Source organism: Leifsonia sp. HAY1-4F, from assembly GCF_056755275.1.
Map to the genome: position 1 here is coordinate 1 of NZ_JBNDHX010000024.1, position 25,907 is coordinate 25,907.

The 25,907-nt window shown below is 69.2% G+C and carries 27 protein-coding genes and 1 tRNA gene; 14 read left to right on the top strand and 14 right to left on the bottom strand.

The genetic code is table 11. The features are described 5' to 3' along the window. Window positions 1-93: 93 nt before the first annotated feature. The 4 genes from ACPYOG_RS07020 to ACPYOG_RS07035 form a co-directional block, all read right to left on the bottom strand. On the bottom strand, window positions 94-915 hold the full coding sequence (locus ACPYOG_RS07020) for a hypothetical protein (RefSeq protein ID WP_481293528.1): 822 nt from the start codon (window positions 913-915) through the stop codon (window positions 94-96). Between the two features lie 270 nt (window positions 916-1,185). Then, window positions 1,186-2,124 carry an NUDIX hydrolase gene (locus ACPYOG_RS07025; RefSeq protein WP_481293529.1) on the bottom strand — a complete coding sequence of 313 codons (939 nt, stop codon included), beginning with the start codon at window positions 2,122-2,124 and terminating at the stop codon, window positions 1,186-1,188. Further along, complete coding sequence (locus tag ACPYOG_RS07030) at window positions 2,121-4,331, bottom strand: RNA degradosome polyphosphate kinase (RefSeq protein ID WP_481293530.1); 2,211 nt, start codon at window positions 4,329-4,331, stop codon at window positions 2,121-2,123. Before ACPYOG_RS07030 ends, ACPYOG_RS07025 begins: the two co-directional genes overlap by 4 nt. 110 nt (window positions 4,332-4,441) lie before the next feature. Then, window positions 4,442-5,188, bottom strand: a complete 747-nt coding sequence (locus tag ACPYOG_RS07035; protein WP_481293531.1) for a response regulator transcription factor — start codon at window positions 5,186-5,188, stop codon at window positions 4,442-4,444. A gap of 137 nt (window positions 5,189-5,325) precedes the next feature. Here ACPYOG_RS07035 and ACPYOG_RS07040 point away from each other — a divergent pair, with 137 nt between their 5' ends. The 3 genes from ACPYOG_RS07040 (at window position 5,326) to ygfZ (ending at window position 7,591) form a co-directional block, all read left to right on the top strand. Beyond that, window positions 5,326-5,676, top strand: coding sequence for a hypothetical protein (locus tag ACPYOG_RS07040; RefSeq protein ID WP_481293532.1), 351 nt, complete (start codon window positions 5,326-5,328; stop codon window positions 5,674-5,676). Between the two features lie 167 nt (window positions 5,677-5,843). After that, on the top strand, window positions 5,844-6,440 hold the full coding sequence (locus tag ACPYOG_RS07045) for a nitrobindin family protein (protein ID WP_481293533.1): 597 nt from the start codon (window positions 5,844-5,846) through the stop codon (window positions 6,438-6,440). Between the two features lie 14 nt (window positions 6,441-6,454). Continuing rightward, entirely contained in the window at window positions 6,455-7,591 is a 1,137-nt protein-coding gene (gene ygfZ / locus ACPYOG_RS07050) for a CAF17-like 4Fe-4S cluster assembly/insertion protein YgfZ (protein WP_481293534.1), read from the top strand. Between the two features lie 67 nt (window positions 7,592-7,658). Here the strand turns inward: ygfZ and ACPYOG_RS07055 are convergent, their stop codons facing one another. Next, window positions 7,659-8,480, bottom strand: a complete 822-nt coding sequence (locus ACPYOG_RS07055) for a class I SAM-dependent methyltransferase (RefSeq protein WP_481293535.1) — start codon at window positions 8,478-8,480, stop codon at window positions 7,659-7,661. A gap of 87 nt (window positions 8,481-8,567) precedes the next feature. On the opposite strand from ACPYOG_RS07055, the gene ACPYOG_RS07060 reads away from it, so the two are divergent. Then, window positions 8,568-9,317 carry a phosphoglyceromutase gene (locus ACPYOG_RS07060; protein ID WP_481293536.1) on the top strand — a complete coding sequence of 250 codons (750 nt, stop codon included), beginning with the start codon at window positions 8,568-8,570 and terminating at the stop codon, window positions 9,315-9,317. A gap of 60 nt (window positions 9,318-9,377) precedes the next feature. After that, window positions 9,378-9,797 carry a 2'-5' RNA ligase family protein gene (locus ACPYOG_RS07065; RefSeq protein WP_481293537.1) on the top strand — a complete coding sequence of 140 codons (420 nt, stop codon included), beginning with the start codon at window positions 9,378-9,380 and terminating at the stop codon, window positions 9,795-9,797. A gap of 99 nt (window positions 9,798-9,896) precedes the next feature. On the opposite strand, the gene phoU is transcribed toward ACPYOG_RS07065, so the two are convergent. After that, complete coding sequence (gene phoU / locus ACPYOG_RS07070; RefSeq protein WP_090040837.1) at window positions 9,897-10,553, bottom strand: phosphate signaling complex protein PhoU; 657 nt, start codon at window positions 10,551-10,553, stop codon at window positions 9,897-9,899. A 192-nt stretch (window positions 10,554-10,745) separates the two neighbouring features. On the opposite strand from phoU, the gene ACPYOG_RS07075 reads away from it, so the two are divergent. Both ACPYOG_RS07075 and ACPYOG_RS07080 read left to right on the top strand, forming a co-directional pair. Next, the gene (locus ACPYOG_RS07075) at window positions 10,746-11,897 is read left to right on the top strand and encodes a sensor histidine kinase (RefSeq protein WP_481293538.1); all 1,152 of its coding nucleotides are present in this window, start codon (window positions 10,746-10,748) and stop codon (window positions 11,895-11,897) included. Further along, window positions 11,894-12,577 (top strand): response regulator, encoded by a 684-nt coding sequence (locus ACPYOG_RS07080; protein WP_481293539.1) that lies wholly within the window; start codon window positions 11,894-11,896, stop codon window positions 12,575-12,577. The genes ACPYOG_RS07075 and ACPYOG_RS07080 overlap by 4 nt, the downstream gene beginning before the upstream one ends. On the opposite strand, the gene ACPYOG_RS07085 is transcribed toward ACPYOG_RS07080, so the two are convergent. After that, window positions 12,574-13,080: a hypothetical protein gene (locus tag ACPYOG_RS07085; RefSeq protein ID WP_481293540.1), complete on the bottom strand. Its 507-nt coding sequence runs from the start codon at window positions 13,078-13,080 to the stop codon at window positions 12,574-12,576. The genes ACPYOG_RS07080 and ACPYOG_RS07085 overlap by 4 nt on opposite strands. Before the next feature lie 138 nt (window positions 13,081-13,218). Here ACPYOG_RS07085 and ACPYOG_RS07090 point away from each other — a divergent pair, with 138 nt between their 5' ends. The 4 genes from ACPYOG_RS07090 (at window position 13,219) to rlmB (ending at window position 17,574) form a co-directional block, all read left to right on the top strand. Next, window positions 13,219-13,701 carry a CarD family transcriptional regulator gene (locus tag ACPYOG_RS07090; protein WP_090040831.1) on the top strand — a complete coding sequence of 161 codons (483 nt, stop codon included), beginning with the start codon at window positions 13,219-13,221 and terminating at the stop codon, window positions 13,699-13,701. Window positions 13,702-13,873: 172 nt separating this feature from the next. Continuing rightward, entirely contained in the window at window positions 13,874-15,031 is a 1,158-nt protein-coding gene (ispD, locus tag ACPYOG_RS07095) for a 2-C-methyl-D-erythritol 4-phosphate cytidylyltransferase (RefSeq protein ID WP_481293541.1), read from the top strand. Between the two features lie 87 nt (window positions 15,032-15,118). Further along, a complete protein-coding gene (cysS, locus tag ACPYOG_RS07100) occupies window positions 15,119-16,552 on the top strand; it encodes a cysteine--tRNA ligase (RefSeq protein ID WP_481293542.1) in 1,434 nt (477 codons plus the stop codon). Continuing rightward, complete coding sequence (gene rlmB / locus ACPYOG_RS07105) at window positions 16,549-17,574, top strand: 23S rRNA (guanosine(2251)-2'-O)-methyltransferase RlmB (protein ID WP_481293543.1); 1,026 nt, start codon at window positions 16,549-16,551, stop codon at window positions 17,572-17,574. Before cysS ends, rlmB begins: the two co-directional genes overlap by 4 nt. A gap of 99 nt (window positions 17,575-17,673) precedes the next feature. Here rlmB and ACPYOG_RS07110 read toward each other — a convergent pair whose 3' ends face one another. Both ACPYOG_RS07110 and ACPYOG_RS07115 read right to left on the bottom strand, forming a co-directional pair. Continuing rightward, window positions 17,674-18,978: a DUF4032 domain-containing protein gene (locus ACPYOG_RS07110; protein WP_481293544.1), complete on the bottom strand. Its 1,305-nt coding sequence runs from the start codon at window positions 18,976-18,978 to the stop codon at window positions 17,674-17,676. Window positions 18,979-19,101: 123 nt separating this feature from the next. Next, window positions 19,102-20,196, bottom strand: a complete 1,095-nt coding sequence (locus tag ACPYOG_RS07115) for an ABC transporter ATP-binding protein (protein WP_090040822.1) — start codon at window positions 20,194-20,196, stop codon at window positions 19,102-19,104. A 272-nt stretch (window positions 20,197-20,468) separates the two neighbouring features. Here ACPYOG_RS07115 and ACPYOG_RS07120 point away from each other — a divergent pair, with 272 nt between their 5' ends. The 3 genes from ACPYOG_RS07120 (at window position 20,469) to ACPYOG_RS07130 (ending at window position 21,871) form a co-directional block, all read left to right on the top strand. Continuing rightward, window positions 20,469-21,371: a DsbA family protein gene (locus ACPYOG_RS07120; protein ID WP_481293545.1), complete on the top strand. Its 903-nt coding sequence runs from the start codon at window positions 20,469-20,471 to the stop codon at window positions 21,369-21,371. A gap of 77 nt (window positions 21,372-21,448) precedes the next feature. Further along, window positions 21,449-21,521 (top strand) — tRNA-Thr (locus ACPYOG_RS07125). A gap of 50 nt (window positions 21,522-21,571) precedes the next feature. Continuing rightward, window positions 21,572-21,871, top strand: coding sequence for a hypothetical protein (locus ACPYOG_RS07130; protein WP_481293546.1), 300 nt, complete (start codon window positions 21,572-21,574; stop codon window positions 21,869-21,871). Window positions 21,872-21,920: 49 nt separating this feature from the next. Here ACPYOG_RS07130 and ACPYOG_RS07135 read toward each other — a convergent pair whose 3' ends face one another. From ACPYOG_RS07135 to lepB, 5 genes are all read right to left on the bottom strand, one after another. Then, window positions 21,921-22,397 carry a hypothetical protein gene (locus ACPYOG_RS07135; protein ID WP_481293547.1) on the bottom strand — a complete coding sequence of 159 codons (477 nt, stop codon included), beginning with the start codon at window positions 22,395-22,397 and terminating at the stop codon, window positions 21,921-21,923. A gap of 166 nt (window positions 22,398-22,563) precedes the next feature. After that, complete coding sequence (locus ACPYOG_RS07140) at window positions 22,564-22,962, bottom strand: PLD nuclease N-terminal domain-containing protein (RefSeq protein WP_481293548.1); 399 nt, start codon at window positions 22,960-22,962, stop codon at window positions 22,564-22,566. A gap of 21 nt (window positions 22,963-22,983) precedes the next feature. After that, window positions 22,984-24,516: a carboxylesterase/lipase family protein gene (locus ACPYOG_RS07145; RefSeq protein ID WP_481293549.1), complete on the bottom strand. Its 1,533-nt coding sequence runs from the start codon at window positions 24,514-24,516 to the stop codon at window positions 22,984-22,986. Beyond that, window positions 24,513-24,857: a YciI family protein gene (locus ACPYOG_RS07150; protein ID WP_481293550.1), complete on the bottom strand. Its 345-nt coding sequence runs from the start codon at window positions 24,855-24,857 to the stop codon at window positions 24,513-24,515. The genes ACPYOG_RS07145 and ACPYOG_RS07150 overlap by 4 nt, the downstream gene beginning before the upstream one ends. Before the next feature lie 110 nt (window positions 24,858-24,967). Beyond that, window positions 24,968-25,702, bottom strand: coding sequence for a signal peptidase I (lepB, locus tag ACPYOG_RS07155; protein WP_481293551.1), 735 nt, complete (start codon window positions 25,700-25,702; stop codon window positions 24,968-24,970). Between the last annotated feature and the right edge of the window lie 205 nt (window positions 25,703-25,907).

Sequence of the window (25,907 nt, forward strand, 5' to 3'; positions counted from 1 at the left end):
CCCCCCCCCCCCCCCCCCCCCCCCCCCCCCCCCCCCCCCCCCCCCCCCCCCCCCCCCCCCCCCCCCCCCCCCCCCCGGCCGGAGTGCTGAGAGTCAGCCGCTGACGACCGGAAGGTTGGCGACAGGAGCTGCGGTGACAGCTGCGGTGGTCGTCTCGGTCGAGCCCAGATCGACCGGCCCAGGGGTGCCGTCGACGGGGACATCATCTCCCGTGACCTCGACCGTCGCCGTGTTGCTCACACCCGAGTCGGAGCCGACAACGGTGACGGTGATGCTGCCGGCAACGGCTGTTCCGGCCTCCAGGAACAGCGTGAAGTCGACCGTCCCATCGGCCGCGGCTGTAGTCGGCTGGAGGGTCTGCACAGAGCCGTTGTAGTCGACCGTGATGGTGACCACTTCTCCGGGCGTGTAGCCGGCGGCGTGGACGTCGATGCCGGGGTCGGCCAACTCTGCCGTCGTGATCGTGCTGACGCTGGTCGAGATGCCCTTGGGCTCGAGGACAGGCGCCTGAACCGCGGCGTTGACCGTGAGCGGAACGCTCGCGGTGAGCGTGGTGTTCGCGTCGTCGGTCGCCGTGACGGAGAGCGTCTCGCCTGCGGCGAGGGCTGCGAGCGGAACGGTCGGGATCCAGGCGGGGCTGACGGCGATGTCGCCTGCGGCGTCCGCCGTGGCGCTGGTCGTCTCGAGGGTGCCGTTCAGCGAGCTGGCGAGCGTGATCGTCACCATCCCGTCCGCAGTGAAGCCGGTACCGGTCAGTTCGAGGCCGGTGCCCCAGTCGCCGACGGTGAAGGTGGTGTTCGTGGCGGTCAGGGTGGTACCGGCGGCGTTGGCCGGGACGGCGGCGAAGAAGCCACCTGCCACGACGGCGGACGCGGCCGCGAGTGCGCCGAAACGGATGCGCGTTGAGCTGGTCATTCATGTCCTCTGGTGGTGCGAAGCGATGCCGGACTGGCATCCCCGAAACACACTACCCCGGTGATATCTCAGACGCAATGATGATAGATGGAATGTAGGCATTGTTCGTGGAAGATGGAGGACGGAAGATTCGCCGCGGACAGGCTCATGGCGACGTCGCTTTCCGCGATGAATCGAAGGAGATCGGGTCTCGAATCTCCTTCGGATGGCAGCACGGAATGAGTTCCGAACGCCGTGCGTTCGAATCTCCTTCGCAGCGGGAGGGGAGCTCTACGCCTCCACCGGCGCATAGGTCTCGATGGAGACGATGCCGGAGGCGGGGTTGGTGGCCGAGAGGTGCACCACGGAGAAGCCGCCCGTGTCGAGATCCGCAGCGTCGTCGAGGTAGCTGCCGGGCATCGTCCCGGTGGCCAGTGCGACCTCGCGCATGATCTCGGGCAGTACCGGTCCGTGACTGCACAGCACGGCGGTCTTGCGTGCGCGGATGCGTTTGCCGACCACTGCCCGAACTTCGCCGCGGCCCTCCTCGTAGGCATCCTGGCTGATCCCGTGCTCGCGGCGCGGTTTGACTCCCGTGGCTGCTGCGAGCGGCGCGACCGTCGTGACGCAGCGGACGGCGTCGCTGGTGATGATCCGCTTCGGCCGCCATGCCTGAAGCGTGGCGACGTCTGCTGCGGACTGCCTCACGCCGCGCTCGGTGAGCGGTCGCGAGGCGTCGCTTCCCTCCCACCGGTCGCGTGGGGCCGCCTTCCCGTGGCGCAGCGCGATGATCGCGAAGGTGGATGTGATGCCCTGGCGGACCAATGCATCGAACGTGTCGAGGATCTCGACGTCGCGTTCGTACGTGAGATAGCCCCGGGCCTTCTTGATGGTGACCCATTCGATGGCGGCGATCTCGCTGTTCGGGATGAAGGTCGACCGCTCGATCGCCTTCTCGCCGACCTCTGCCGCCCAGTAGTGGACGATCTTCTCCCGCCCGCTGCTGAGCGGGTACGTGGAGACGCCGAGGGGAACGCCGAGGCCGATCTTCAGCCCCGTCTCCTCCTCGATCTCGCGCACGGCGGTCTGCGGGAGCGTCTCACCCGGGTCCACCTTCCCTTTCGGGATGGTGACGTCGCCGTACTTCGTCCGATGCACCACGAGCACCACAATGCGGTCTTCTACCACCCGCCAGCAGAGGGCGCCGGCGGCATAGATGGCCGGACTCACCGCCTCGTTCCCGTGCGGGTGCTGCGCGGGCGATGACTGTACTGCTGGATGAGCTTGTTCTGCAGGTCGACCAGCGGCTTGCCGTTCTCATCCAGATGATGCCGGGTCCAGACGCCGTCCTGATCGAGCTTCCAGGTCGCTGTGCGGTCGTCGAAGGCGAGGTCGAACAGATCGTCGAGCTCGCGCAGGTGCTCGGGGTCGGTCAGCCGGACGAGCGCCTCGACGCGGCGATCGAGGTTGCGGTGCATCATGTCGGCGCTGCCGATGTACACCTGCGGCTCGCCGCCGTTGAGGAACGAGAAGACACGGGAGTGCTCGAGGTAGCGGCCGAGCACCGACCGCACGCGGATGTTCTCCGACAGGCCTTCGCGGCCGGGCACGACGCCGCAGATGCCGCGCACCCAGAGATCGACCGGCACTCCGGCCTGGCTCGCGCGGTAGAGGCCGTCGATGATCGCCTCGTCGACGATGGAGTTGAGCTTGATGCGGATGCCGGAGGGTCGCCCGGCGGCGGCGTTGGCGCGCTCGGTCTCGATGCGCTTCAGCAATCCCTTCCGCAGGTGCAGCGGTGCGACGAGCAGGCGCTTGAACTTCTTCTCGATGGCATAGCCCGACAGCTCGTTGAAGAGACGGGTGAGGTCCTTGCCCACCTGGTCGTCCGCCGTCAGCAACCCCAGGTCTTCGTAGATGCGGGAGGTCTTCGGGTTGTAGTTTCCCGTGCCGATGTGGCTGTAGTGCTTGAGGACGCCCTTCTCCTCGCGGATCACCAGGGCCAGCTTGCAGTGGGTCTTCAGTCCGACCAGCCCGTACACGACGTGCACGCCCGCCTTCTCGAGCTTTCGCGCCCACGAGATGTTGTTCTGCTCGTCGAACCGCGCCTTGATCTCGACCAGCGCCAGTACCTGCTTGCCCGATTCGGCCGCGTCGATCAGCGCCTCGACGATGGGGCTGTCGCCCGAGGTGCGGTAGAGCGTCTGCTTGATGGCGAGGACGTGCGGATCGGCGGCGGCCTGCTCCAGGAAGGCCTGGACGCTGGTCGCGAACGACTCGTAGGGGTGGTGGACGAGGACATCCTGCCGGGCGACGGCGGCGAAGATGTCGGGTTTGGCGTTGGGCTCGCTCGGCATCAGCTGTGCGGGCGTCGTCGGCACGTGGTTCGGATAGTGCAGGTCTGGACGGTCGATCTTCGCGAGGTCGAACAGGCCGCCGAGGTCGAGCGGCGCCGGCAGCCGGTAGACCTCCTGCTCGGTGACATCCAGTTCGCGCACCAGCAACCCGAGGGTCACCGCATCCATGTCGTCGGTGACCTCGAGACGGATGGGCGGGCCGAAGCGGCGCCGCAGCAACTCGCGCTCGAGGGCCTGGATGAGGTTCTCCGTCTCATCCTCGTCGATCTCCACATCCTCGTTCCGGGTGACGCGGAAGACGTGGTGCTCGAGGATCTCCATGCCCGGGAAGAGGTCGCCGAGGTGGTTGGCGATGAGGTCTTCCAGCGTGATGAACCGCACCTGGCCGACGCTCTCGCGCTGGTCGATGCGCACGAAGCGAGGCAGCATCTGCGGAACCTTGAGGCGGGCGAACTGCTCCTTGCCGGTCCGCGAGTTGCGCACCCTGACGGACAGGTTGAGCGAGAGCCCGGAGATATAGGGGAACGGATGCGCCGGATCCACGGCGAGCGGCATCAGCACCGGGAAGATCTGCTGCGAGAAGATCTCGCGAAGCTGGACCTTGTCGGCGTCGTCGAGCTCGTCGTACCTCACCACCGTGATGCCGGCATCCCGCAGCGCGGGCAGCACGAGGTCGTGGTAGGCCCGGGCATGGCGCAGCTGCAGCTCGTGGACCTTCTCGGAGATGTCGGCGAGCACGTCTTGCGGCGCACGGCCCACGTTGGTCGGAACGGCGAGACCGGTCGCGATCCGGCGCTTCAGGCCGGCGACCCGGACCATGAAGAACTCGTCGAGGTTGCTCGCGAAGATCGCCAGGAAGTTGGCGCGCTCGAGGACCGGCAGCAGGGGGTCCTCTGCGAGCTCCAGCACGCGCTGGTTGAAGGCGAGCCAGCTCAGCTCGCGGTCGAGGTAGCGGTTGTCCGGGAGCGTCGGGTCCGGCTCGTAGATGAACGGGGCGAAGTCGTCGTCGAAATCGCTGCCCAGGCTGCCGCCCAGCCCTGTTTCCAGAAGGCCGTTCTCGAGTGTGGTGCGCTCATCCATCCACCCATCATGTCACCGCCGGAACCTGCCGGAGGAGGCACCACGTAAACGGTGGATAAACGCTGACTGTGGATGGACGGCTGCTCGTCGTGGCGGCCGCGCCGCCGGGGTCAGGAACGGACGGAGGTGGGAAGGCGGTCGTTGTCGTCCTCGTACACATTGAACCGGTAGCCGACGTTGCGGACGGTGCCGATCAGGGATTCCAGGTCGCCCAGCTTCGCGCGCAGCCGCCGCACGTGGACGTCGACCGTGCGCGTACCGCCGAAGTAGTCGTAGCCCCACACCTCGCTGAGCAGCTGCTCGCGCGTGAACACGCGGGACGGGTGCGTCGCGAAGAAGCGGAGGAGCTCGAACTCCTTGAAGGTCAGGTCGAGCTGGCGACCGTGCGCCTTCGCCGAGTAGCTGGCCTCGTCGATCGTGATCCCGGAGGCCTGGATCTTGGACTGCGAATGCTCCTGCGTCTGGCGGCCGATGGCGAGCCGGATGCGCGCATCCACTTCGGCCGGGCCCGACGTGTCGAGTACGACATCGCTGGCGCCCCAGTCGGCGCTCACCGCGGTGAGCCCGCCCTCGGTCAGCACCAGGAGGAGCGGGACGGTGACCCCGGTCGTGGTGAGGATCTTGCAGAGCGATTTCGCGCTGGCCAGGTCGCGCCGTGCATCCACGAAGATGAGGTCGCAGCTGGGCGCGTTGATGAGGGACGCGGGCTCGGCCGGGATCTGACGGACGCGGTGGCTGAGCAGAGCCAGCGCAGGAAGCACCTCGGCACCCGGTCCGGAGTCGACGCGGGAGGTGTTAGGCGCCGACGACGGCGCGGGGGAGCTGGGCGCAGAAGTGAGGATCAGCAGTTGCGCCACACATTCCTCCTCACCCGATCGGCCCTCGGGAACCCGTGGCGCAATGCTACCGGAAATGCACGCGCGCCCTTCCGCCGCTCATCTGCCGCAGGGCGCACAGCCAGGCGCCGCCCGGCCGCTGGGGGCACAATGGAGGCGTGAGCGACGAGACACCCGACACCCCTGCACCCCGCGCGATGGGTCCCGCCGCCGCGGCCGGGCCCGTGCAGCCGCCGCTGCCGCGCTGGGCGACGGCGACGAGCATCGGCTCGGTGTGGGTGGTCGCGCTCGTGCTCGGCATCCTGATCGGTGTGCTGTCGCGCCCCGCGGCCTATGCGTCGTGGCTGTCTCTCGCGCTCGCCGTGTGCGTGCTGCTCGCTTTCGTCGCTCAGCTGGCGACGCAGCAGAAGGACGGCTTCATCGACCGGCTGGCCGTCACCTTCGCCGGGACCTTCGTCGTACTCGGGCTGATCGGCGGCATCCTGGCACTTGCCTTCGCCGCCGCCTGAAGGCGAACGGATGTCGGCGGTCCCTGGTTAGACTGGACGCATGCTGGTCGCTCTCGAACTCTTCTTCGTCGGCCTTCTGGGCCTGGCAACGCTTGCCATCCTCGGTGTCTCGGGGCTGGTCGTCTACAACCTCTTCCGCGGTCAGCGCTGAGCCCCTCAGCCGGATCATGATCGAGATCCCCACCGATCTTCCCGCCGAGCTGGTTCCACTCTCCTGGCTCATCGGCGTCTGGGAGGGAACCGGTGTGCTCGACTACGCCATCGACGAGGAGCACACCCAACTCGAGTTCGGCCAGCGGATCAGCTTCAGCCACGACGGACTGGGCTACCTGAACTACTCCGCGAACTCGTGGATCCTCGACGAGCAGAACACGCCGCTCGCCGCGGAGACCGGCTACTGGCGGCTGCGCAGGAAGCTAGTGGAGGGCGACGCCGGACCGGCGATGCTCCCCGGCGTCGGCGCGCGCCCCTTCGGCACGGCGCAGTCCGTCGAGACGCTGCGCAACTCGAACGGCGCGTTCGATCTCGATGTGTCGATCATCCATCCCGACGGCGTGAACGAGGTCTACATCGGCCAGGTCGCCGGTCCCCGCATCGATCTCGCGACGGACGCGGTGCTACGCACCTCCGGCGCGAAGGAGTACACCGCGGCGACGCGGCTGTACGGCCTCGTCGAGGGCCATCTGCTGTGGGCCTGGGACATCGCCGCCCTCGGCCACGAACTGCGGACGCACGCCTCCGCGCGCCTCGCCAAGGTCGACTGAAAGGCGGCGGACCGATGGATGCTGTACCTCGCGCGACCCCGGCAGGGGCATCGCCGTTCCTCGACCTCCCGGGCGCCGTCGACACGGACGGGCTCGGGGTGCCGGCCCACTACGGGAGCCCGCTCTCCGAACAGCGGGCACTGGTCGAGCGGGGCGCGATCGTCGATCTCTCCGACCGTGCGGTGCTGACGATCCAGGGCCCGGACCGCCTGACGTGGCTCAATTCGCTGACGAGTCAGGCGCTCGCCGGCCTGCGTCCGGGGGAGTCCTCGGAGACCCTGCTCCTGGATGTGACGGGCCACGTCGAGCACGCCGCGCGCCTGCTCGACGACGGCGACACGCTCTGGCTCCTGGTCGACCGGCCGGAGGCCGGGGGACTGCAGGGCTGGCTGGATTCGATGCGGTTCATGCTGCGCGTCGAGGTCGCCGACAGGACGGCCGACTTCGCAACGATCGGGACACTCGGCGATCCGCCACTGCCGATCGCAGCGCCGAACGGCATCCCGCTGATCTGGCACGATCCGTGGCGCGCCGTGGCGCCGGGCGGTCACCAGTACGCGCAGGGCGAGCATCCCGGCGCCGGCTGGACGTGGAGCGAACGCCTCATCCCGCGAGACGCCCTGTCGTCGCTCGTGACCCGTATCCGCGCCGGAGAACTGTCCGCCGCCGGAACGCTGGCCGCCGATGCCCTGCGCATCGCAGCGTGGCGGCCCCGGTTCTCGACCGAGGTCGATGAGCGCACCATCCCGCACGAACTCGACTGGCTGCGCACCGCCGTCCACCTGAGCAAGGGCTGCTACCGCGGGCAAGAGACGGTCGCCAAGGTGCACAACCTCGGCCATCCGCCTCGCCGCCTCGTGATGCTGCACCTCGACGGCTCGGAGGGCGCGCATCCCACGAAGGGTGCGGTCGTCTCGCTCGACGGTCGCGAGGTGGGTGCCGTCACGTCCTCGGCTCTGCACTACGAGCTGGGACCGATCGCGCTCGCCGTCGTGAAGCGGTCGGCCGATCCGAACGCGACGCTGACCGTGGATGCGGATGGTGTCGCCGTCGCCGCCGCGCAGGAGATCGTGGTTCCGCCGGAGGCGGGTGCGGAAGCGCACGTGCCGCGCCTCCCGCGCCTGGGTGCGGTGACCCGGGCTCCCCGCTAGTAGCTCGAGGTCGCGCACTCCGCTGCAGCAGTCCAGTGCCGCGCATTCCGGGTTCGGCCCGGTGGCGTCACTCCGCCGGCGCGACCGCCTCCCATCCGACCGTCAGCTCACCCAGCCGCCAGCGGCTGCGGCCGCCCTGCACCGGCCATCCGGAATCCCGCATCCCCTGGGCGACGGCGATCCAGCGCTGACTCGGCCCGTACGCGGCGAGCGGCGAGTGGATGCGCCAGAGCCGGTCGAGCTCCGACAGGAACGCATGGACCCGCTCGCCGCGGACGTTGCGGTGGATGAGCGCCTTCGGCAGCCGCTCCGCCACGATCGAGGGCGCATCCAGCCCGCGCAGCCGGAGGGAGACGCTGAGCGAGCGGGGACCCGCGGCATCCAGGGCGATCCAGCTGGAGATGCGGCCGATCTCGTCGCAGGTGCCCTCGACCAGGAGGCCGTGGGGCTGCAGGCGGGAGCGCATCCGCTCCCAGGCATGCGGGACCTCGACCTCGCGGTACTGCCGGAGCACGTTGAAGGCGCGGATGACCGCTGCGCTCCGGCCGTCCGGCAGCGGGACTTCGAAGCCGCCGAGTGCGAAGCGGATGCGCGCCGCCGGGCCGAAGCCCGTCCGGCCGTCCCGCACCGCCTCCAGCTGCTGGTTCGCGCTCCGCACCCGGCCCGGCTCGATCTCGAGGCCGACGACCTCGACGTCGGCGCGTGCCTTCGCGAGCCGCTGGTGGAATTCGAGCGCCGTGACGCCGCTGGCGCCGTAGCCGAGGTCGACGACGACCGGGTCGTGCGTGCGACGCAGCTCGGGCTGCGCAGCGATCCAGCGGTCGACGCGGCGCAGCCGGTTCGTGTTGGTCGTGCCACGGGTCACCGTGCCGACTGCGCCCGAAGCCATGCGTCCATCCTGCCAGCCGCCGACGGGCCGGCCGCGAGCCGCCGCCGGCAGGCCGGACGGATGCGGCCGACACGATAGATTGGGAGCATGCCCGCTCCCTACACCCTGATCCTCCTGCGCCACGGCAGCAGCGAGTGGAACGAGAAGAACCTGTTCACCGGCTGGGTCGATGTGCGTCTCAGCGAGACCGGCGTCGCCGAGGCCAAGCGGGCAGGTGAGCTGCTCCGCGACTCCGGGTTCCAGCCGGACGTCCTGCACACCTCGGTGCTCAGCCGCGCCATCCAGACCGCCCATTTCGCGCTCGATGTGTCCGACCGGCTGTGGATTCCCGTCCAGCGGTCCTGGCGCCTCAACGAGCGTCACTACGGTGCGCTGCAGGGCCTCGACAAGGCCGAGACGCTCGAGAAGTACGGCCCCGAGCAGTTCCAGCTGTGGCGCCGCTCGTTCGACGTCCCGCCGCCGGTGATCGCCGACGACAGCCCGTTCTCGCAGGTGGGCGACGCCCGCTACGCCGACCTCGGCGACGGCGTGCCCCGGACCGAGTGCCTGAAGGATGTCATCGCCCGGATGCTTCCCTACTGGGAGTCGGACATCACGCGCGACCTCTCGGCGGGCAAGACGGTCCTCGTCACGGCGCACGGCAACTCGCTGCGCGCGCTGGTGAAGCACCTCGACGGGATCTCCGACGAGGACATCGCCGGCCTCAACATCCCGACCGGCATCCCGCTCGTCTACCAGCTCGGTGAGGATTTCGCACCGCTCGAGCCGTCGTACTACCTCGACCCCGAAGCGGCCGCCGCGGGTGCGGCAGCGGTCGCCGCGCAGGGCAAGAAGTAACGGGCAGCCACGGCCAGCACGTTCGTCGTCGTCGCGTTCCTCCCGGGGCGCGGCGACGACGTGCCTCCGGACACGTTCCCCGCGTCGGATTGGCCGTTGCACGTGACCGTCGTCCCGCCGTTCGAGACAGAAGCGGATGCGGAGGCCGTGGCCGCCCTGATCCCGCGTGTGCCGCCCATCCCCGTTGTGGCCGCGGCCCGGGAGCGCTTCGGCGTGCACGGCACGGTGCCCGTCACGGTTCTGCGTGACTCCGGCGCACTGCGTTCACTGCACATCGCGATCGTGGATGCGCTCGAGGCGTCGGGTGCCAGCCTCCGCGACCAGCATCACCTCCGCGAGGGCTACCGCCCGCACGTGACGGATCAGCGGACCGGCCGCCTGCACCCCGGCGAGCACGCGCTCCTCGCCGAGCTCTCCGTCGTGGCCCGTGCCCCTCATGGCCTCCGCCGAATCGCCGCCCGCGTCCCGCTCCGTCCCTGAAGCGGACCGCCCCACCGTCGAGTCCACAAAGATTGCACATGACACGCCGCGTCGACGTGCAATCTTCGTGGACTCGATGGTGGGGCGGGAGGGGTGAGGTCAGGAGGCGAGCTCGGGGGCCCAGTCGCCGGTGGCCAGGTACTGCACCTTCTTGGCGATCGAGACGGCGTGGTCGGCGAAGCGCTCGTGATAGCGCGAGGCGAGGGTCGCGTCGACGGTGTCGACGGCCTGGCCCTTCCAGGTCTCGCCGAGCACCTTGTCGAAGACGCTGATGTGCAGCTCGTCGATGTCGTCGTCGTCGTTGCGGATCTCGTCCGCGAGGCGCAGATCCTGTGTCCGGAGCAGCTCGGCGAGCTTCTGGGCGATCTGCACGTCGAGCCGGCCCATCTCGCCGAAGGTCGAACGGAGGCTCTTCGGCACGACCTTGTCGGGGAAGCGGTACCGCGCGAGCTGCGCGATGTGCTCCGCCATGTCGCCCATCCGCTCCAGGGACGCGCTGATGCGCAGTGCGCTCACCACGATCCGCAGGTCGCGGGCGACCGGCTGCTGGCGTGCCAGGATCTGGATGGACAGCTCGTCGAGCAGCACCGTGAGCTCGTCGATCCGGTGGTCGTTGGCGATGACGTCCTCGGCCAGCGACACGTCCGAATCGTTGAACGCGAGCGTCGCGTTCTTGATGGAGCGGACGACCAGCTCGGCGATCTCGACGAGGCGGTCCTGAACTTCCGCCAGCTCCTGCTGGAAGACTTCGCGCATGGGGTGTGGTCCTTCCTGGCGTGCGCGGGCACGCGGGATGTCGGGCCTTCTGACCCTGTGTTCCATGTTCGCCGCGCCAGGTTAACAAACGGTGCCCCGCGGCTGAACAGTCTCTAACGTACCCGCGAAAAGACGCGGCCGGGGGCGGGACGCGTCCATGCGTGCGCATCGGCATCACCTACGCTGGAGGCTATGGACTCCACCGGTTTGGTGCTGCTGTCGCTGAGCCTGGGGCTCGCCGTCGGCGCCGGTTTCGTTTGGATCCTACACATCGCCGCTCGACGCGGCGACCATGCCGCGCAGGTGGTGAATCCGGTCGTGCCGGATGGTGTGGATCAGGTGCTCGACGCCCTGGAGTCAGCGGGTGTCGTCCTCGACCCGTCGAACAACGTGATCAAGGCGTCGCCCGGGGCGCATGCGATCGGCCTGGTCTGGAACGGCGCCCTGGTGCACCCGCACCTCATCGACCTCGTGAACCGCGTCCGGCGCACGGGCGAATCGCTGACCGAGGAGTGCGAGCTCTCCCGGGGTCCCTTCGGCGACGCGAACATCCACCTCAGCGTCCGGGTTGCACGGCTCGGTTCGCGCTACATCCTGCTGCTCGCCGAGGACCGCACGGAGTCCTACCGACTGGATGCCGTCCGGCGCGACTTCGTGGCGAACATCAGCCACGAGCTGAAGACGCCGATCGGCGCGGTCGGCCTGCTGGCAGAGGCGCTCGACGATGCCTCCGACGACCCGGATCAGGTGCAGCGCTTCGCACTGCGGCTGTCGGAGGAGGCGCAGCGTCTCGCGCGGATCACGCAGGACATCATCGAGCTCAGCAGGCTGCAGGCGACGGATGCCCTGGGCACCGCCGTGGAGCTCTCCGCCAGCAAGGTGGTGCGGGCCGCGATCGACCAGAACAAGGTGGCTGCCGAGACCCGGAACATCGAGATCGCGATGCGCGGCGACAAGCAGGCCCAGGTCCTCGGCAACGAGACCCTCCTGGTGACCGCCGTGCACAACCTGATCTCGAACGCGATCCAGTACTCGCCGGACGACTCGCGGATCGGCATCGGTGTCCGCAATTCCGGCGGCGTCGTCGAGATCGCCGTGACCGATCAGGGCGAGGGAATCCCGGAGGAGGATCTGGACCGTGTGTTCGAGCGCTTCTTCCGTGTCGACCAGGCGCGCTCGCGCAACACCGGAGGCACCGGGCTCGGACTCTCCATCGTGAAGCACGCCGTGCAGAACCACGGCGGCGAGGTGCGGGTCTGGTCGCAACCGGGTCGCGGCTCCACGTTCACGATCCGGCTGCCGGAAGCCTCCACTGTCCGACCCCCGATAGGAGACCACCAGTGACATCGATCCTGCTCGTCGAGGATGAAGCGGCGCTCAGCGAGCCGCTCGCCTACCTGCTGAGACGCGAAGGGTACGAGATCCAGGTGGCGGAGGAAGGACCGGGCGCGATCGCCGCGTTCGACCGTGACGGCGCCGACCTGATCCTGCTGGACCTGATGCTGCCGGGCATTCCGGGCACCGAGGTGTGCCGGGAGATCCGCACCCGTTCGAACGTTCCGATCATCATGCTGACGGCGAAGGACTCCGAAGTGGACATCGTGGTCGGGCTCGAGCTCGGAGCCGACGACTACGTGACGAAGCCCTACTCGTCGCGCGAGCTGCTCGCCCGCATCCGTGCGGTTCTGCGCCGACGCGTGGAGGAAGAGGAGTTGCAGGATGACGGCGTGCTGGAGGCGGGCACTGTCCGGATGGATGTGGATCGCCACACCGTCGCCGTCAACGGCCAGGAGATCTCCATGCCGCTGAAGGAATTCGAGCTGCTCGAGCTGCTCCTCCGCAACGCCGGCCGCGTTCTCACGCGCGGGCAGCTGATCGACCGGGTGTGGGGGAGCGACTACTTCGGCGACACGAAGACGCTGGATGTACACATCAAGCGCATCCGCTCACGCATCGAGGAGAGCCCGTCCGAGCCGCAGATGCTGGTGACCGTCCGCGGGCTCGGCTACCGCTTCAACGCCTAGCGGGCGGCCGGCAGGATCGTCGGCGGCACCAGGTTCGAGTACTCGGGGAGCCGGCCGTCGAGGACCGGAACCGTGAGGTTCACGCCGGTCTGGTCGCCGTACTGGAAGTACACCTTGTACAGGCCGCCTGGTTTGGTGCTGAACTCCGGAATGAGAACGTTGTGCGGCCCCCCATCCTCCGGGTTCTGGCCGAGCTGCGTGATCTGGCCGGGGCCGACCGTCACGTGGGCGGCGCTGGAACTGCCGTCGCCGGCGCTGATCGCGACCTGCTCGCTCGCCGAACCCGTGTTGACGAGCGTGAGGACGAGGTTGCCGACCGTGCCGTTCTTCGCGTCGGTGATGATCATCGCGTCGCGGATGTCGATCGATCCGACACTTCCGCCGACGCCGTCGCTCGCGTCGTAGTGCTTGGTGGTGGCCTGCGGGGCGATGAAACCGCATCCCGCGGTGCCGAACGCGACGGCCAGGGCGAGGGCGACGGACGTCGCGACTCGAGCTTTCACGGATGACCCTCCCGGTGGTTTTTCCCTGCAACTCTATCGTATGGAGAAGGGGTGTCCGGGCCCGCTGGAGGCGTGAGGGCGAACCTTAGCATGTGCCTCGTGTGGTATCCTATTCATTGCTGAAGGGACAACAAATCTATGCTTTTCGAGGTTGGCGAGACCGTCGTCTATCCGCACCACGGTGCCGCAACGATCACCGAAGTCAAGAAGAGAATCATCAAGGGTGAAGAGAAGCTGTACCTCAAGCTCAACGTGACGCAGGGCGACCTGACCATCGAGGTCCCCGCCGAGAACGTCGATCTCGTCGGTGTACGCGATGTCATCGGCAAAGAAGGTCTCGACCGCGTCTTCGAGGTGCTGCGAGCCCCGTTCACCGAGGAGCCGACGAACTGGTCGCGCCGCTACAAGGCCAATCTCGAGAAGCTGGCCTCCGGCGACGTGATCAAGGTCTCCGAGGTCGTCCGCGACCTGTGGCGCCGGGACCAGGACCGGGGGCTCTCCGCGGGCGAGAAGCGCATGCTCGCGAAGGCCCGTCAGATCCTGATCTCCGAGCTCGCGCTCGCCGAGAAGACGGACGACGAGAAGGCTTCGACGTTGCTGGATGAGGTGCTGGCCTCCTAAGGCCGCTTCCGACGAATTCACGGCCCTGCCGCCCTGTGCCCGACGCACAGTGCGGCGGGGCCGTTCTCGTTGCCGGGCGACGCGGCTGATCGGCGCAGCCGGTCGGCGTCTCCGGGAGGCACGGCCAGGCGGCATCGCCGCGACGCCGGGCCCGGCCCGGTACGCTCGTCGCGTGGACAGCATCACCGGACCGCGCGTCGCGGTCGTCATCGTCGCCGCCGGCTCGGGGACCCGCCTGGGCGCCGATGTGCCGAAGGCGTTCGTGACGCTCCGCGGAGTGACCCTGCTGGAGAGGTCGCTCCATGCCGTTCGCGGAATGCGGTACCCGGCCGAGGCCATCGTCGTCGTTCCGGCGGACCGTGTGGACGAGGCAGCCGAGCTGGCGCAGCGGGCAGCGGGGAGGCCCGTGACCGTCGTCGCCGGCGGCGCGACACGGCAGGCCTCCGTGGCGGAGGGGCTGTCGATGGTGGATGCGCAGGCCGAGGTGGTCCTCGTGCACGACGCCGCCCGCGCGCTGGCGCCGTCCGCGCTGTTCGACGCGGTCGTGGATGCCGTGCGGGAACGGGGATACGGCGTGGTGCCGGGGCTGCCCGTCGCCGACACCGTGAAGCGGGTCGGCACCGACGGCGCGGTGCACGAGACGGTCGACCGGAGCATCCTCTCGGCGGTGCAGACCCCGCAGGGGTTCCCCCGCGAGCAACTGCTGACCGCCTACGCGCTCGCCGAGAGCGAGGAGACCGACGACGCGGGCCTCGTGGCGGCGGCCGGATTCCGGGTGGATGTCGTGGCCGGCGACGCGCACGCGTTCAAGGTGACGACCCCCTGGGACCTGCGGCTGGCCGAAGAGCTGCTCGCCGATTCCGCCGTGCCGCGGATCGGGACGGGGAGCGACACACATGCCTTCGATCCCGCCGCCGAGCTGTGGCTTGCCGGACTCCATTGGCCGGGCGAGCCGGGACTCGCCGGGCACAGCGACGGGGACGCGGTCGCCCACGCGATCGTCGACGCCCTGCTGTCCGCCGCGGGCCTCGGCGACATCGGTGGTGTCTTCGGGACGGGCGACCCGCGGTTCTCCGGCGCGCATGGCGAGGTCTTCCTGGCCGAGGCGCGCCGGCTGGTGGAGGAGGCCGGTTTCCGGATCGGCAACGTCGCCGTGCAGCTGGTCGGGAACCGTCCGAAGTTCGCCCCGCGGCGGGCCGAGGCTCAGGAGCGGCTGTCGGCGATCCTCGGTGCACCCGTGTCGATCGGCGCCACCACGACGGACGGCCTGGGCTTCACCGGGAGGGGCGAGGGCGTCCTGGCGCAGGCGACGGCCCTCCTGTTCAGCTGATTCCGTCCACAGCCCGGCGTGCTGGGGACTGATCCACATGTTCGACATGCGGCGCGTCGACGAGGAGGCGGCCCGTAGGCTTATGCCGTGACCCTGCGACTCTTCGACACGAAAGCCGGCGCTCTGCGCGACTTCGTCCCCCTCCGCGAGGGCGAGATCGGCATCTACGTGTGCGGGCCGACGGTTCAGTCGTCACCGCACATCGGCCACCTGCGTTCGGCCCTGGTGTACGACCAGCTGCGTCGCTGGCTCGCGTACCGCGGATTCGACGTGACACTCGTGCGCAACGTCACCGACATCGACGACAAGATCCTGGTCAACGCGGCCGCGGGACTCGAAGAGGGCGGAAGTGAGCAGTGGTGGGCGCTCGCGTACCGTTTCGAGCTGGAGTTCACCGACGCCTATCGCGCGCTCGGCATCCAGCCGCCGACCTACGAGCCGCGCGCGACGGCGAGCATCCCCGAAATGCAGGAACTGATCGGGCGACTCATCGAGTCGGGTCACGCATACGCTGCGCCGGACGGTTCCGGTGACGTGTACTTCGACGTCAAGAGCTGGCCGTCGTACGGCGAGCTGACCCGCCAGAGCATCGACAACATGGAGGCGGCAGCCGACGCCGATCCTCGCGCCAAGCACGATCCGCGCGACTTCGCACTGTGGAAGGGGCGGAAGGCGGACGAGCCGCAGTCCGCCGCGTTCCCGTCGCCCTGGGGAGCAGGACGGCCGGGGTGGCACATCGAGTGCTCCGCGATGTCGCGGAAGTACCTCGGACCGCACTTCGACATCCACGGGGGCGGGCTCGACCTGCGTTTCCCGCACCACGAGAACGAGGTGGCCCAGTCGACGGCCGCCGGTGACCCGTTCGCCAACTACTGGGTGCACAACGGCCTGGTCCACGTCAACGGCCAGAAGATGAGCAAGTCGCTCGGCAACTCGGTGTACGCCGCCGACCTGCTCGGCGCGGCCCGTCCGCTCGTGGTGCGCTACTACCTCGGCTCGGCGCACTACCGCTCGACCATCGACTTCCACGACGGGTCGCTCAGCGAGGCCGAGGCGGCGCTCGACCGGATCGCCGGCTTCTTCGAGCGGGTGGAACGCCGCCTGTCCGGCACGCGCTTCGCCGGGCACGGCGTCGAGGTCGTGCCCGACGCGTTCGCCGAGGCGATGGACGACGATCTCGCTGTCCCTCAGGCGCTCGCGGTCCTCCACGACACCGTACGCTCAGGCAATGCGGCACTGGATGCGGAAGACTTGGAGGCGGCGGCCACCGCTCGCGGGCACGCGCTCGCGATGACGGAGGTCCTCGGCATCAACCCGCTGTCGCCGCAGTGGCGCAGCGGCGGCTCGACCGTCGTCGAGTCGGCGCTCGGCGAGCTGATCGACCGCCTCCTCGCCGACCGGCAGGACGCCAGGGCCGCGCGTGACTTCGCCGCAGCCGATCGCATCCGCGACGAGCTGACGGCGGCAGGAATCACCATCGAAGACACCCCGACGGGGTCGCATTGGAGCATCGGATCATGAAGAACTCGGGTGGAAAGCCGCGCGCCGGCGCGGTACGCAAGAGCAAGAAGGGCGCCCAGGTCGGCACCGGGGGCCACGGTCGCAAGGCACTGGAGGGCCGCGGCCCGACGCCGAAGGCGGAGGACCGGGACTACCATCCCGCGGGCAAGGCGAAGGCCCTGCGCGAGCGGGCGGCAGCCAAAGCGGCCCAGCGCGGGGGACGGGATGCGGCTCCGCGCGGAGCCTCAGGCGCCTCGCGTCGCGCCAAGAACGGCGACGAGAGCGAAATCGTGACGGGCCGCAACTCCGTTCTGGAGGCACTGCGCGCCAACATCCCGGCCAGCACGCTGTACATCGCGGCCAGGGTGGAGTTCGACGACCGGATGAAGGAGATCCTCTCCATCGCGACCCGGCGCGGACTGCCGATGCTCGAGGTCATGCGCCCGGAGCTCGACCGTCTGGCCGGCCGCGACGCCGTCCACCAGGGAGTCGCCCTCAAGGTGCCGCCGTACGAGTACGCGCACCCCGGAGAACTGCTCGACCGGACGATCCGCACCGGCCAGACGCCGCTGTTCGTCGCCCTCGACGGGATCACGGACCCCCGCAACCTCGGGGCGATCATCCGGTCCACCGCGGCGTTCGGCGGCCAGGGCGTCATTGTTCCGCAACGGCGCTCGGTCGGCATGACGGCGTCGGCCTGGAAGACCTCGGCGGGCGCAGCAGCGCGCACCCCGGTCGCCATGGCGGCGAATCTGACGCAGACGCTGAAGGACTTCAAGAAGGCCGGAGTGTTCGTCCTCGGCCTCGACGGCGGCGGCGACGTCGCTCTCCCCGGCCTCTCGTTCGCCGACCGGCCGGTGGTGATCGTCGTCGGAAGCGAGGGCAAAGGCCTCTCGCGACTGGTGACCGAGACGTGCGACGCTGTCGTGTCCATCCCGATCACGGCCGCGACCGAGTCCCTCAACGCCGGCATCGCCGCGAGCGTCACACTGTACGAGATCGCCAAGCTCCGGGCGGAGGCCGGCGCCGGCGCCAGGAGCTAGGGCAGCGCCACGACCTACGAAGCGACCAGGTACGGGAGCGCGACGAGCTAAGCAGCGCGACGAGCTACAGGAGCACGTCGAGCTCCGGGAGGCCGGACCTCAGACCTTCGAACGCCAGTCGTCGTCGTCGTCCTCGTCGTTCGTCGCGGCCGCCCCGCCCAGCACCGGGATGCTGATCGTCTCGGTGGGCGGGGCGATCACCGTCGCCTCGTCTCGGCGGTGCCGGAGGATGTCGTTGATGTACGACGTGAGCGCCTCCGCGAGGGGAACATCCCGTCCCTCGTTCTGCGACATGAACCAGCGGTGCTCCAGCAGCTGGTGGAAGACCTCGGCCGGCTCCAGCTTGCCCTTCAGGTCGGCCGGGATGGAGCGGATGACCGGCTCGAAGACGCGCAGCAGCCACTCGTGGGCCATCGCCTCCTCGTCCAGGCCTTCCTTGCCCACGGTCGCGGCATAGGAGTCCAGGTCGTTGAGCAGGCGGCGCGCCTGGTTCTCTCCCGTATCCAGTCCCGTGAGGCGGAGCAGGCGGCGCTGATGGTGACCGGCATCCACGACCTTCGGCTGGATGCGCACCTTCGTGCCCTCCTCCGACGTCTTGATCGCCAGTTCCTCGATGTCGAAGCCCAGCTCGTTGAGCCGCTCGACACGCTCGCTGATGCGCCACCGCTCCGACGAGGAGAACGACTCACTGCCGGTCAGCTCCTTCCAGAGCGAGCGGTAGGCGGCGACGATCCCCTCGGAGACGCGGAGGGGGTCGAGCTCCTCGTCCGCACGGCCGCCCGCTTCGAGATCCATCAGCTCACCGGCGATGTTGACGCGCGCGATCTCGAGGTCGTTCTCGCGCTGCCCGTTCGACAGGCCGCCCTCGTACAGCTGGCCGGTCTCGGCATCCACCAGATAGGCCGCGAACGCCCCGGCATCGCGGCGGAACAGCGTGTTGGACAGCGACACATCTCCCCAGAAGAACCCGACGATGTGCAGGCGCACCAGGAGCACGGCGAGAGCATCGGCGAGTCGAGTGGCCGTGTCCGGCCGCAGGGTCTGCGAGAACAGTGCGCGGTAGGGGAGTGAGAACTTCAGGTGCCGGGTCACCAGCGCCGCGTTGAGCGGCGTGCCGTCCTCGTCCGTGCGGTTCTTGATCACCGCGACCGGGTCGACACAGGGCACATCCAGACGCTGGAGCGTGCGGAGCATGTCGTACTCGCGCTGCGCCATCTCGGCCGTCGTCTCCTTGATGGCGATGACGTAGCCGGACAGGTTGGCGAAGCGCACGAGGTGCCGGCTGATGCCCTTCGGCAGGAGGGCGATGTGCTCGTTCGACCAGTCCTCGAGCGGAATGCTCCACGGGAGGTCGAGGAGCGCCGGGTCGACGGTCGCTGCGGTGATGTTGACGGATCCGGCCACGATGGTCCTCCGGTCGGTGTTTTCGCTGAGGCTGCCGAGCGGGCCGTTAAGCCACTCTGCCGCAGCCCGATCCGGACTGCGGCAGAGTGTGAACCGCTCTGCGGCCTCAGCCTATGACAAGGCTCAGTCGACCACGGCGCCGCCGAGGCGCTCGCCCGACTCCGCGTGGAAGACGTGGACGTGGCCCGGCTTCGGGGTGATGTAGACGGTGTCGCCGGCGTTCGGGTGAACGCGGCCGTCCACGCGGCCGACGATGTCGGTGCGCTTGCCCTCGACCTCGGAGTGGCCGTACAGGTAGCCATCTGCTCCGAGCTCCTCGACGAGGTCGACCGTGACCTTGAGGCCGGTCCCCTCGGTGTTGGAGACGACGACGTCTTCGGGACGGACACCGATCGTGACCGACGAGCCGGCGTTGGCGATCGTGTCGCGCTCGACCGGCACGACGGCCGAACCGAAGCGCACTCCGCCATCGGTGACATCCGCCGTGAACAGGTTCATGGCCGGGCTGCCGATGAAGCCGGCGACGAAGACATTGTTCGGCTGCGCGTACAGGTCGCGCGGGGTGCCCACCTGCTGGAGGACGCCGTCCTTGAGCACCGCGATGCGGTCGCCCATGGTCAGCGCCTCGGTCTGGTCGTGCGTGACGTAGACGGTGGTGACGCCGAGGCGGCGGGTCAGCGACGCGATCTGCGTGCGGGTCTGCACGCGGAGCTTGGCGTCGAGATTCGACAGCGGCTCGTCCATGAGGAACACCTGGGGGGAGCGGACGATCGCCCGGCCCATGGCGACACGCTGACGCTGACCACCGGAGAGGGCCTTCGGCTTGCGGCCGAGATACGGCTCCAGGTCGAGCAGCTTCGCCGCCTCGAGGACGCGCTTCGCGCGCTCCTCTTTGCCGACGCCCGCGATCTTGAGCGCGAAGCCCATGTTCTCGGCGACGGTCATGTGCGGGTACAGCGCGTAGTTCTGGAACACCATCGCGATGTCGCGGTCCTTCGGCGGCACATCGGTGACGTTGCGCTCTCCGATGAAGATGTTGCCGTCGTTGACCTCTTCGAGGCCCGCGAGCATGCGGAGCGAGGTGGACTTACCGCAACCCGAGGGACCGACGAGGACGAGGAATTCCCCGTCTGCGATCTCCAGGTCCAGTGCGTCCACGGCGGGGCGGGTGGATCCCGGGTAGAGCCGGGTCGCCTTGTCGTAGGTGACTGTCGCCATTTTCTTCTTTTCTCCTTCACCGGCAGGTACGTGCCGGACGATCCGTTGTGAATGGATGAACGTGGTCGACGTTGCGATGGCGTCGATGCCACCTGGCCATAATATGGCATCGGCGGACCTGCGATGTACCCGGGGCGTCCAGCCACCGTCTGGTCGATTCCCAGACAGCCGGTTTACGCTGTCCCGGTTGTGTGCGCCGGAGGTGCGCCGCCCGCCGCGTCCCCCGCGCGGCCCCTCGACCCCGAGAGCAGTACGCCCAGACTATGAGTTCCATGACCGATCCCGACGACAGCCGCCCCGGCGACGTCCGCGCGGCCGCCCGGGAGAAGGCTCGCCAGCTTCGCACGTCGCAGCAGCGCCGAGACCGTCGTCGTCGTCTCCTGCTGACGGGCGGGATCCTGCTCGGCGCCCTCGCCGTCGCCGCGATCGTCGTCATCGTCATCGTCAGCTCGATCCGTCCGACGGTCCCCGGTCCGCGCAACATGGCCAGCGACGGCGTCGTCGTCGGCTCGGGCCTCGCCGTCAAGACGACGGCAGCGCTGGCGGCCGACGCCACGCCGGTCGCCAGCCGGCCCGACCCATCGGGAAGCACCGTCGATATCCGCATCTACGCCGACTACCTGTGCAAGCTGTGCGGCGACTTCCAGCGCACCAACCTGAAGCAGCTGGAGCCGTTGGTGAAGGACGGCGCCGTGACCGTCGAGATGCACCCGGTCGCGATCTACACCAGTCACTCCGCGGGTACCAAGTACTCTCTCCGCGCGGCGAACGCAGCGGCGTGCGTGGCGAACTACAACCCGGACGCCTTCTGGAAGTTCAACGCCTCCCTCTTCCAGAAGCAGCCGGCGGAGGGCGGCCCGGGCCTCAGCGACGACGTCCTGAAGAAGCGGGTGGCCGCGGCCGGAGCCACGAACACCAGCGACATCGACTCGTGCATCGCGGATGGACGCTTCACCAGCTGGGTGACTGCGGCGAGCGACCGCGCGCTGAGCGGCCCCATCCCGAACTCCGACGTCAAGAAGATGACCAACGCTCTGCTGGTGCTGGTGAACGGCAAGCCGTACACGGGTCCCTTGACCAGCGCGAGCGACTTCAAGGCCTTCGTGCTGCAGGCGCAGGGCGACCAGTACTCCTCGACCGCCACACCCACGCCGACTCCGTCGTCCACGCCCTGACCCGGTCGTCGACCCGGCCGCATCTCCGGCAACCTCTCCCGCTGCTCTAGGATTGTGGACGGCGGGCGACCGCCATCGCCGGCTTAGCTCAGTTGGTAGAGCACTCGCCTTGTAAGCGAGCGGTCGCGGGTTCGAGTCCCGCAGCCGGCTCCCTCGGGATCCAGCGTCATGTCCGTTCCCACGCCTCGTCTATTGCTAGTGTGACGAACGAAATCCGCAGAGCGACCGCCGTCGACCTCCCACCTGACGCATCCGTGATTCTGGATGAGCCGCAGCGGCTGCGGCGGATGGACCGTGACACGATGTTCGCGATCGCCGCGACGATCATCGGAGCCAGCTGCGTCCTCGTCTCCGCGATCGCCCTGATCTCGGTCTGCGTCGTGCCGCTCGGGGTGACGGCCACCGTCTTCGCTGTCGCGACGGCAGCGGCGATCGCGGCCGTCCTGCTGGTCGGCGGGTTCTGGGTGTGGATGCTCGAGCGCAGCGACCGCCGGCTCTGACGACCGCACACGTGTCGCCCGACCCGAGCGACGCTCTGTGCGCCGATGGCTATGCGCTCGGAGCCGACGGCACGCCGTTCGAGCTCGCCACCGGGGCTGATCCCGAGCTTGTGAGGATGAGCTGCTCGAGCGCCTCGGCCGGGGTCAGGGAGGTGCGGACCGCTTCATCCCATACCCGCTCGTAGGCGGCTTCGCTGACCGGGAGCGAGCGTGGATCGGTGTGCTCCCGGACCGGCTTCGCCGCGTGCAGCCGCAGCAGCCGCGCGCCCAGGAGGAACGGGACGTTGTCCGCCGGTGCGATGCCACGTCGCCCGGAGCGGATGGAGATGACGAGGGCGCCGGACGAGGCGGCATGGCGGACCTCCCGGATCGTCATCCCCGCCAGCCGTGCGAACTCGTGGATGTCGAGCAGCTCGGGGAGTTTGCCGACGTATTCCTCCACGATGGCGTGCCGCAGCTTCGTCCAGGCCTCCGTGTGGTCGCGGCGCCGAACGGAGACGTCCTCCGTCACACTGATTTCCGCCATGTGCTTCCCTCGATCCTGGATGTGCCGATCTGTTCCTACCCCCTGTAAGACGGGGTGAGAGCACCGCGCGTGACGCGCAGCACGCAGAATCACCAGGCAACTGTCGGACTCCAGCATCATCGCCGCCCGCTCGGCCGAACTGCTGCCCGAGCGGTGACCGCGCGGGTCAGGCCGTCTCGCCGGCGTCGTTCCTGCGGCGGAGCTCCTCCTCGAGGCGCCGGATGGTCCGGGCGCGGTCGGCCTCCTCGATCTCGCGTTCGAGGGCGGCGAGCTGCGCCTCGGTGCTGTCCGCGGAGCGAGCCGGCGCGGAGGGAGCCGGCGCGGAGGGAGCCGGCGCCGACGGGCGGTACTGTCCGGGCATCCCCACGGTGCGGGGGCGCGACGGGCGCGGCTGGTACTCGCGTCCCACCGTGAACCACAGGACGCTTCCGATGAGGGGCAGCAGGATCACGATGAACACCCACGCGAGCTTCGGCAGGTACCGCACTTGATCGTCGCGGCGCAGGATGACGTCGACGAGGGCGACCACGAACACCGTCAGCAGGATCAGCGGCAGGACGACCATCCCGCGAGTCTAGGGGGAGGGTCAGCGGAATGTCAGGACCTGTTCGCCCCAGCCGGCGCGGAGCCGCGCATCCAGATCGGGCACCAGCCGATCGTTCCGGCCGATGACGAGGGTCGCCCGCTCGTCCACGTCGTAGGGTTTCCATCCGGTACCGGGGACGCCGCCGTGGGCGAAGGCGGCCCAGCGTGCGCGCACCCGTTCGGAGACCGCCTCCGCCGTGCGGCGGCCGCCCAGGAAGAACGACGGGTCGCGCGGGAGCGTGCCGAAGTCGCCCCACACGTAGGGCAGCTCCGTCGCGTGCGCTGCGCCGATCCCGGTCAGCCGGAGCAGCCGGGGTGCGTAGTCGAAGCGGTACAGGAAGGTGGGCGCGACGGTGCTGTGGCCGGCCGCGGTCCAGAGGGCCGGCATCCGGAAGGCGATGTCGGTGGCGACGCGGACGCCGCGGGAGAGCGGCCGGCGGGCATAGACGGCGAGGACGGCCTCGCGGGAGGGGAAGCGGACGCCCGGCGCCTGCTCGGCGGGAAGTGCTGCGAACATCCGCTCCAGTGCCGCACGACGGATGGGCAGCAGCGGTGACCGCATCAGCCGGAAGAGCGTCGCCTCGTCCCGGTTCGTCCCGATCACCAGGGGGACGGGCAGCCCCCGGCCCTCGCTCAGCACCCGGAGGGGCGGTTCCGGCAGCAGGTCGTCGCCGACGACGGGGGCGAAGGCGAGCCGGCCGGGATGCTCGCGCGGGATCTCGGTGTACACGGCGGCTCCCGCATCCACGATGGCCTGGACGGGGAGGTCGCGGAGCGCCGCCGCGTCTCCCGGGGGCACTCCGAGGTGCTCGAGGAAGCGTCGCGCGACCGTCGCAGAGCGCTCGGGGCCGTACATCGACCCGGCGGGCGGGCTCTGCGCGATGGCCCGCTGGAACAGGCCGCCGGCGGCAGGCGACGCCAGGAGCGCGGTGACGAGGCCGGCTCCGGCGCTCTGGCCGAAGACCGTCACCGCGTCCGGATCGCCGCCGAACGCGTGGATGTTGTCCTGCACCCAGCGGAGGGCGAGCAGCACATCCCGCAGCGCCAGGTTCGACTGCGCCGTCGCGACGCCGGCCGCTCCGAGGTCGAGGAAACCGAGCGGGCCGAGCCGATAGTTGAGCGTGACGAGCACGACGTCGGCGCTCGTGACCAGCACCTCGCCGTGGTAGATCAGCTGGCTCGAGGCGCCGACAGCGTAGGCGCCGCCGTGCAGCCACACCATCACCGGTCGTGGACGGCCGGATGCCGCCTCCGCCGAAGGGCGGACGACGTTGAGGAACAGGCAGTCCTCGTCCATCCGCACCGTGCCCGGCGGGCCGAGCGGGACGGCGGGGTTGGGTCGCTGAGGCGACGCAGGACCGAAGGCGCCGGCCTCGGCGATGCCACGCCACGGTGCGGCCGGGACCGGCGCCCGCCAGCGGAGAGCGCCCGTCGGGGGCTCTGCGTAGCGGATGCCGCGCCAGGCGGCCACGCGGCCGTCGTCGCGGCCGCGGACCGCGCCCGCTGCCGTGACGACGACCGGCCGACCGTTCACGCCCCGGCGGTCTCCTCCCACTGCATGAACGGGCGCAGCTCCAGCTGCCCGTTGCGCGCCATGGGGTGACGCGAGGCGATCTCGATGGCCTCCTCCATGCTGTCGACGTCCAGGATGTCGAATCCGCAGATCCACTCCTTCGTCTCGGCGAACGGACCGTCGGTGACGTACCGCTTGCCGTTGCGCACCCGGACCATACGGGCCTCGGAGGGCGGCTGCAGCACCTCGCCGATCAGGCGCTTGCCCGAGGATTCGAGCTCGTCGACCCACAGGTCGACATCGGAGTCGTCCTTCTCGCTGTCCGGCTCGGTGGTGGTGACTACGAACATCATGTACTTCATCGTTCTGTCCTCTCGATTCGCGAACGTTTCATCGGGACGTCGAACGAGACGACCACTTCTCGACATTGTGGCCCGACTCCGCTGTGAGCGTGAGGATTTCGCCAGGAACGCTACTGGTTCTCGCGCTCCGCGCCGCGGAACACGTCCGGGTAGTCATCCAGCCACGACCAGTGGCTGACCGGCCAGCTGATCACGAACGCCTTGCCGACGACATCCGAGAGCGGGACGAACCCCTTGCCCGGGTCGTTCATGTGATAGCGCGAGTCCGCCGAGTTGTAGCGGTTGTCGCCCATCACCCACACCGTTCCCTGCGGGACGGTGACGTCGAACGACTTCTCGGAGACGGCCTGCACGCCGGCGGGCAGGAGCACGTACGGCTCCTTCAGCGGCACGCCGTTCACGCTCAGCTGGCCGAGAGCGTTGCAGCAGCTGATGTGGTCTCCCGGCAGGCCGATGAGGCGCTTGACGAGGTGCTGGTCCGAGTCGGAGGCGCCCAGACCGACGAAGTCGAGCACGGCGCCGACGCCCTGCTGGAACGCGTTGCCCGTCGGCGGGGGCGCAGGCGGCAGCCAGCCGCCCGGATCCTTGAACACGACGACGTCGCCGCGCTGCAGGCCGAAGACCTTCGGCTGCAGCTCGTTCACGATGATCCGGTCGTTGATCTGGAGGGTGTTCTCCATCGATCCGGACGGGATGTAGAAGGAGCGGGCGACGAAGGTCTTGATGAGGAACGAGACCAGCACCGCGACCACGAAGATGACCACGACATCCCGCAGCAGCGTCTTCCAATTGGAGGTGCGCCGTGCGGCGCGGCGCGGACGCGCGGTGGCTGTACTGTCGGTCACAGTCTCTCACCGTAACGTGCCGAGCCTGTGAGCCGCATCCAACCTCGAATGGGTGTCTTGTTCCCTCAGCGACACGGTGAGAACATCTCACTACGGGTCAGCCGGCACATTTCTCGCCGGCGCCCGCCCATCATGCGCAGAGCTTTCAGTCGAGGTAGGCAGGCGACGCGGTTCGGGGGACCGCGCCTGATCCCCGCGTGGGCCG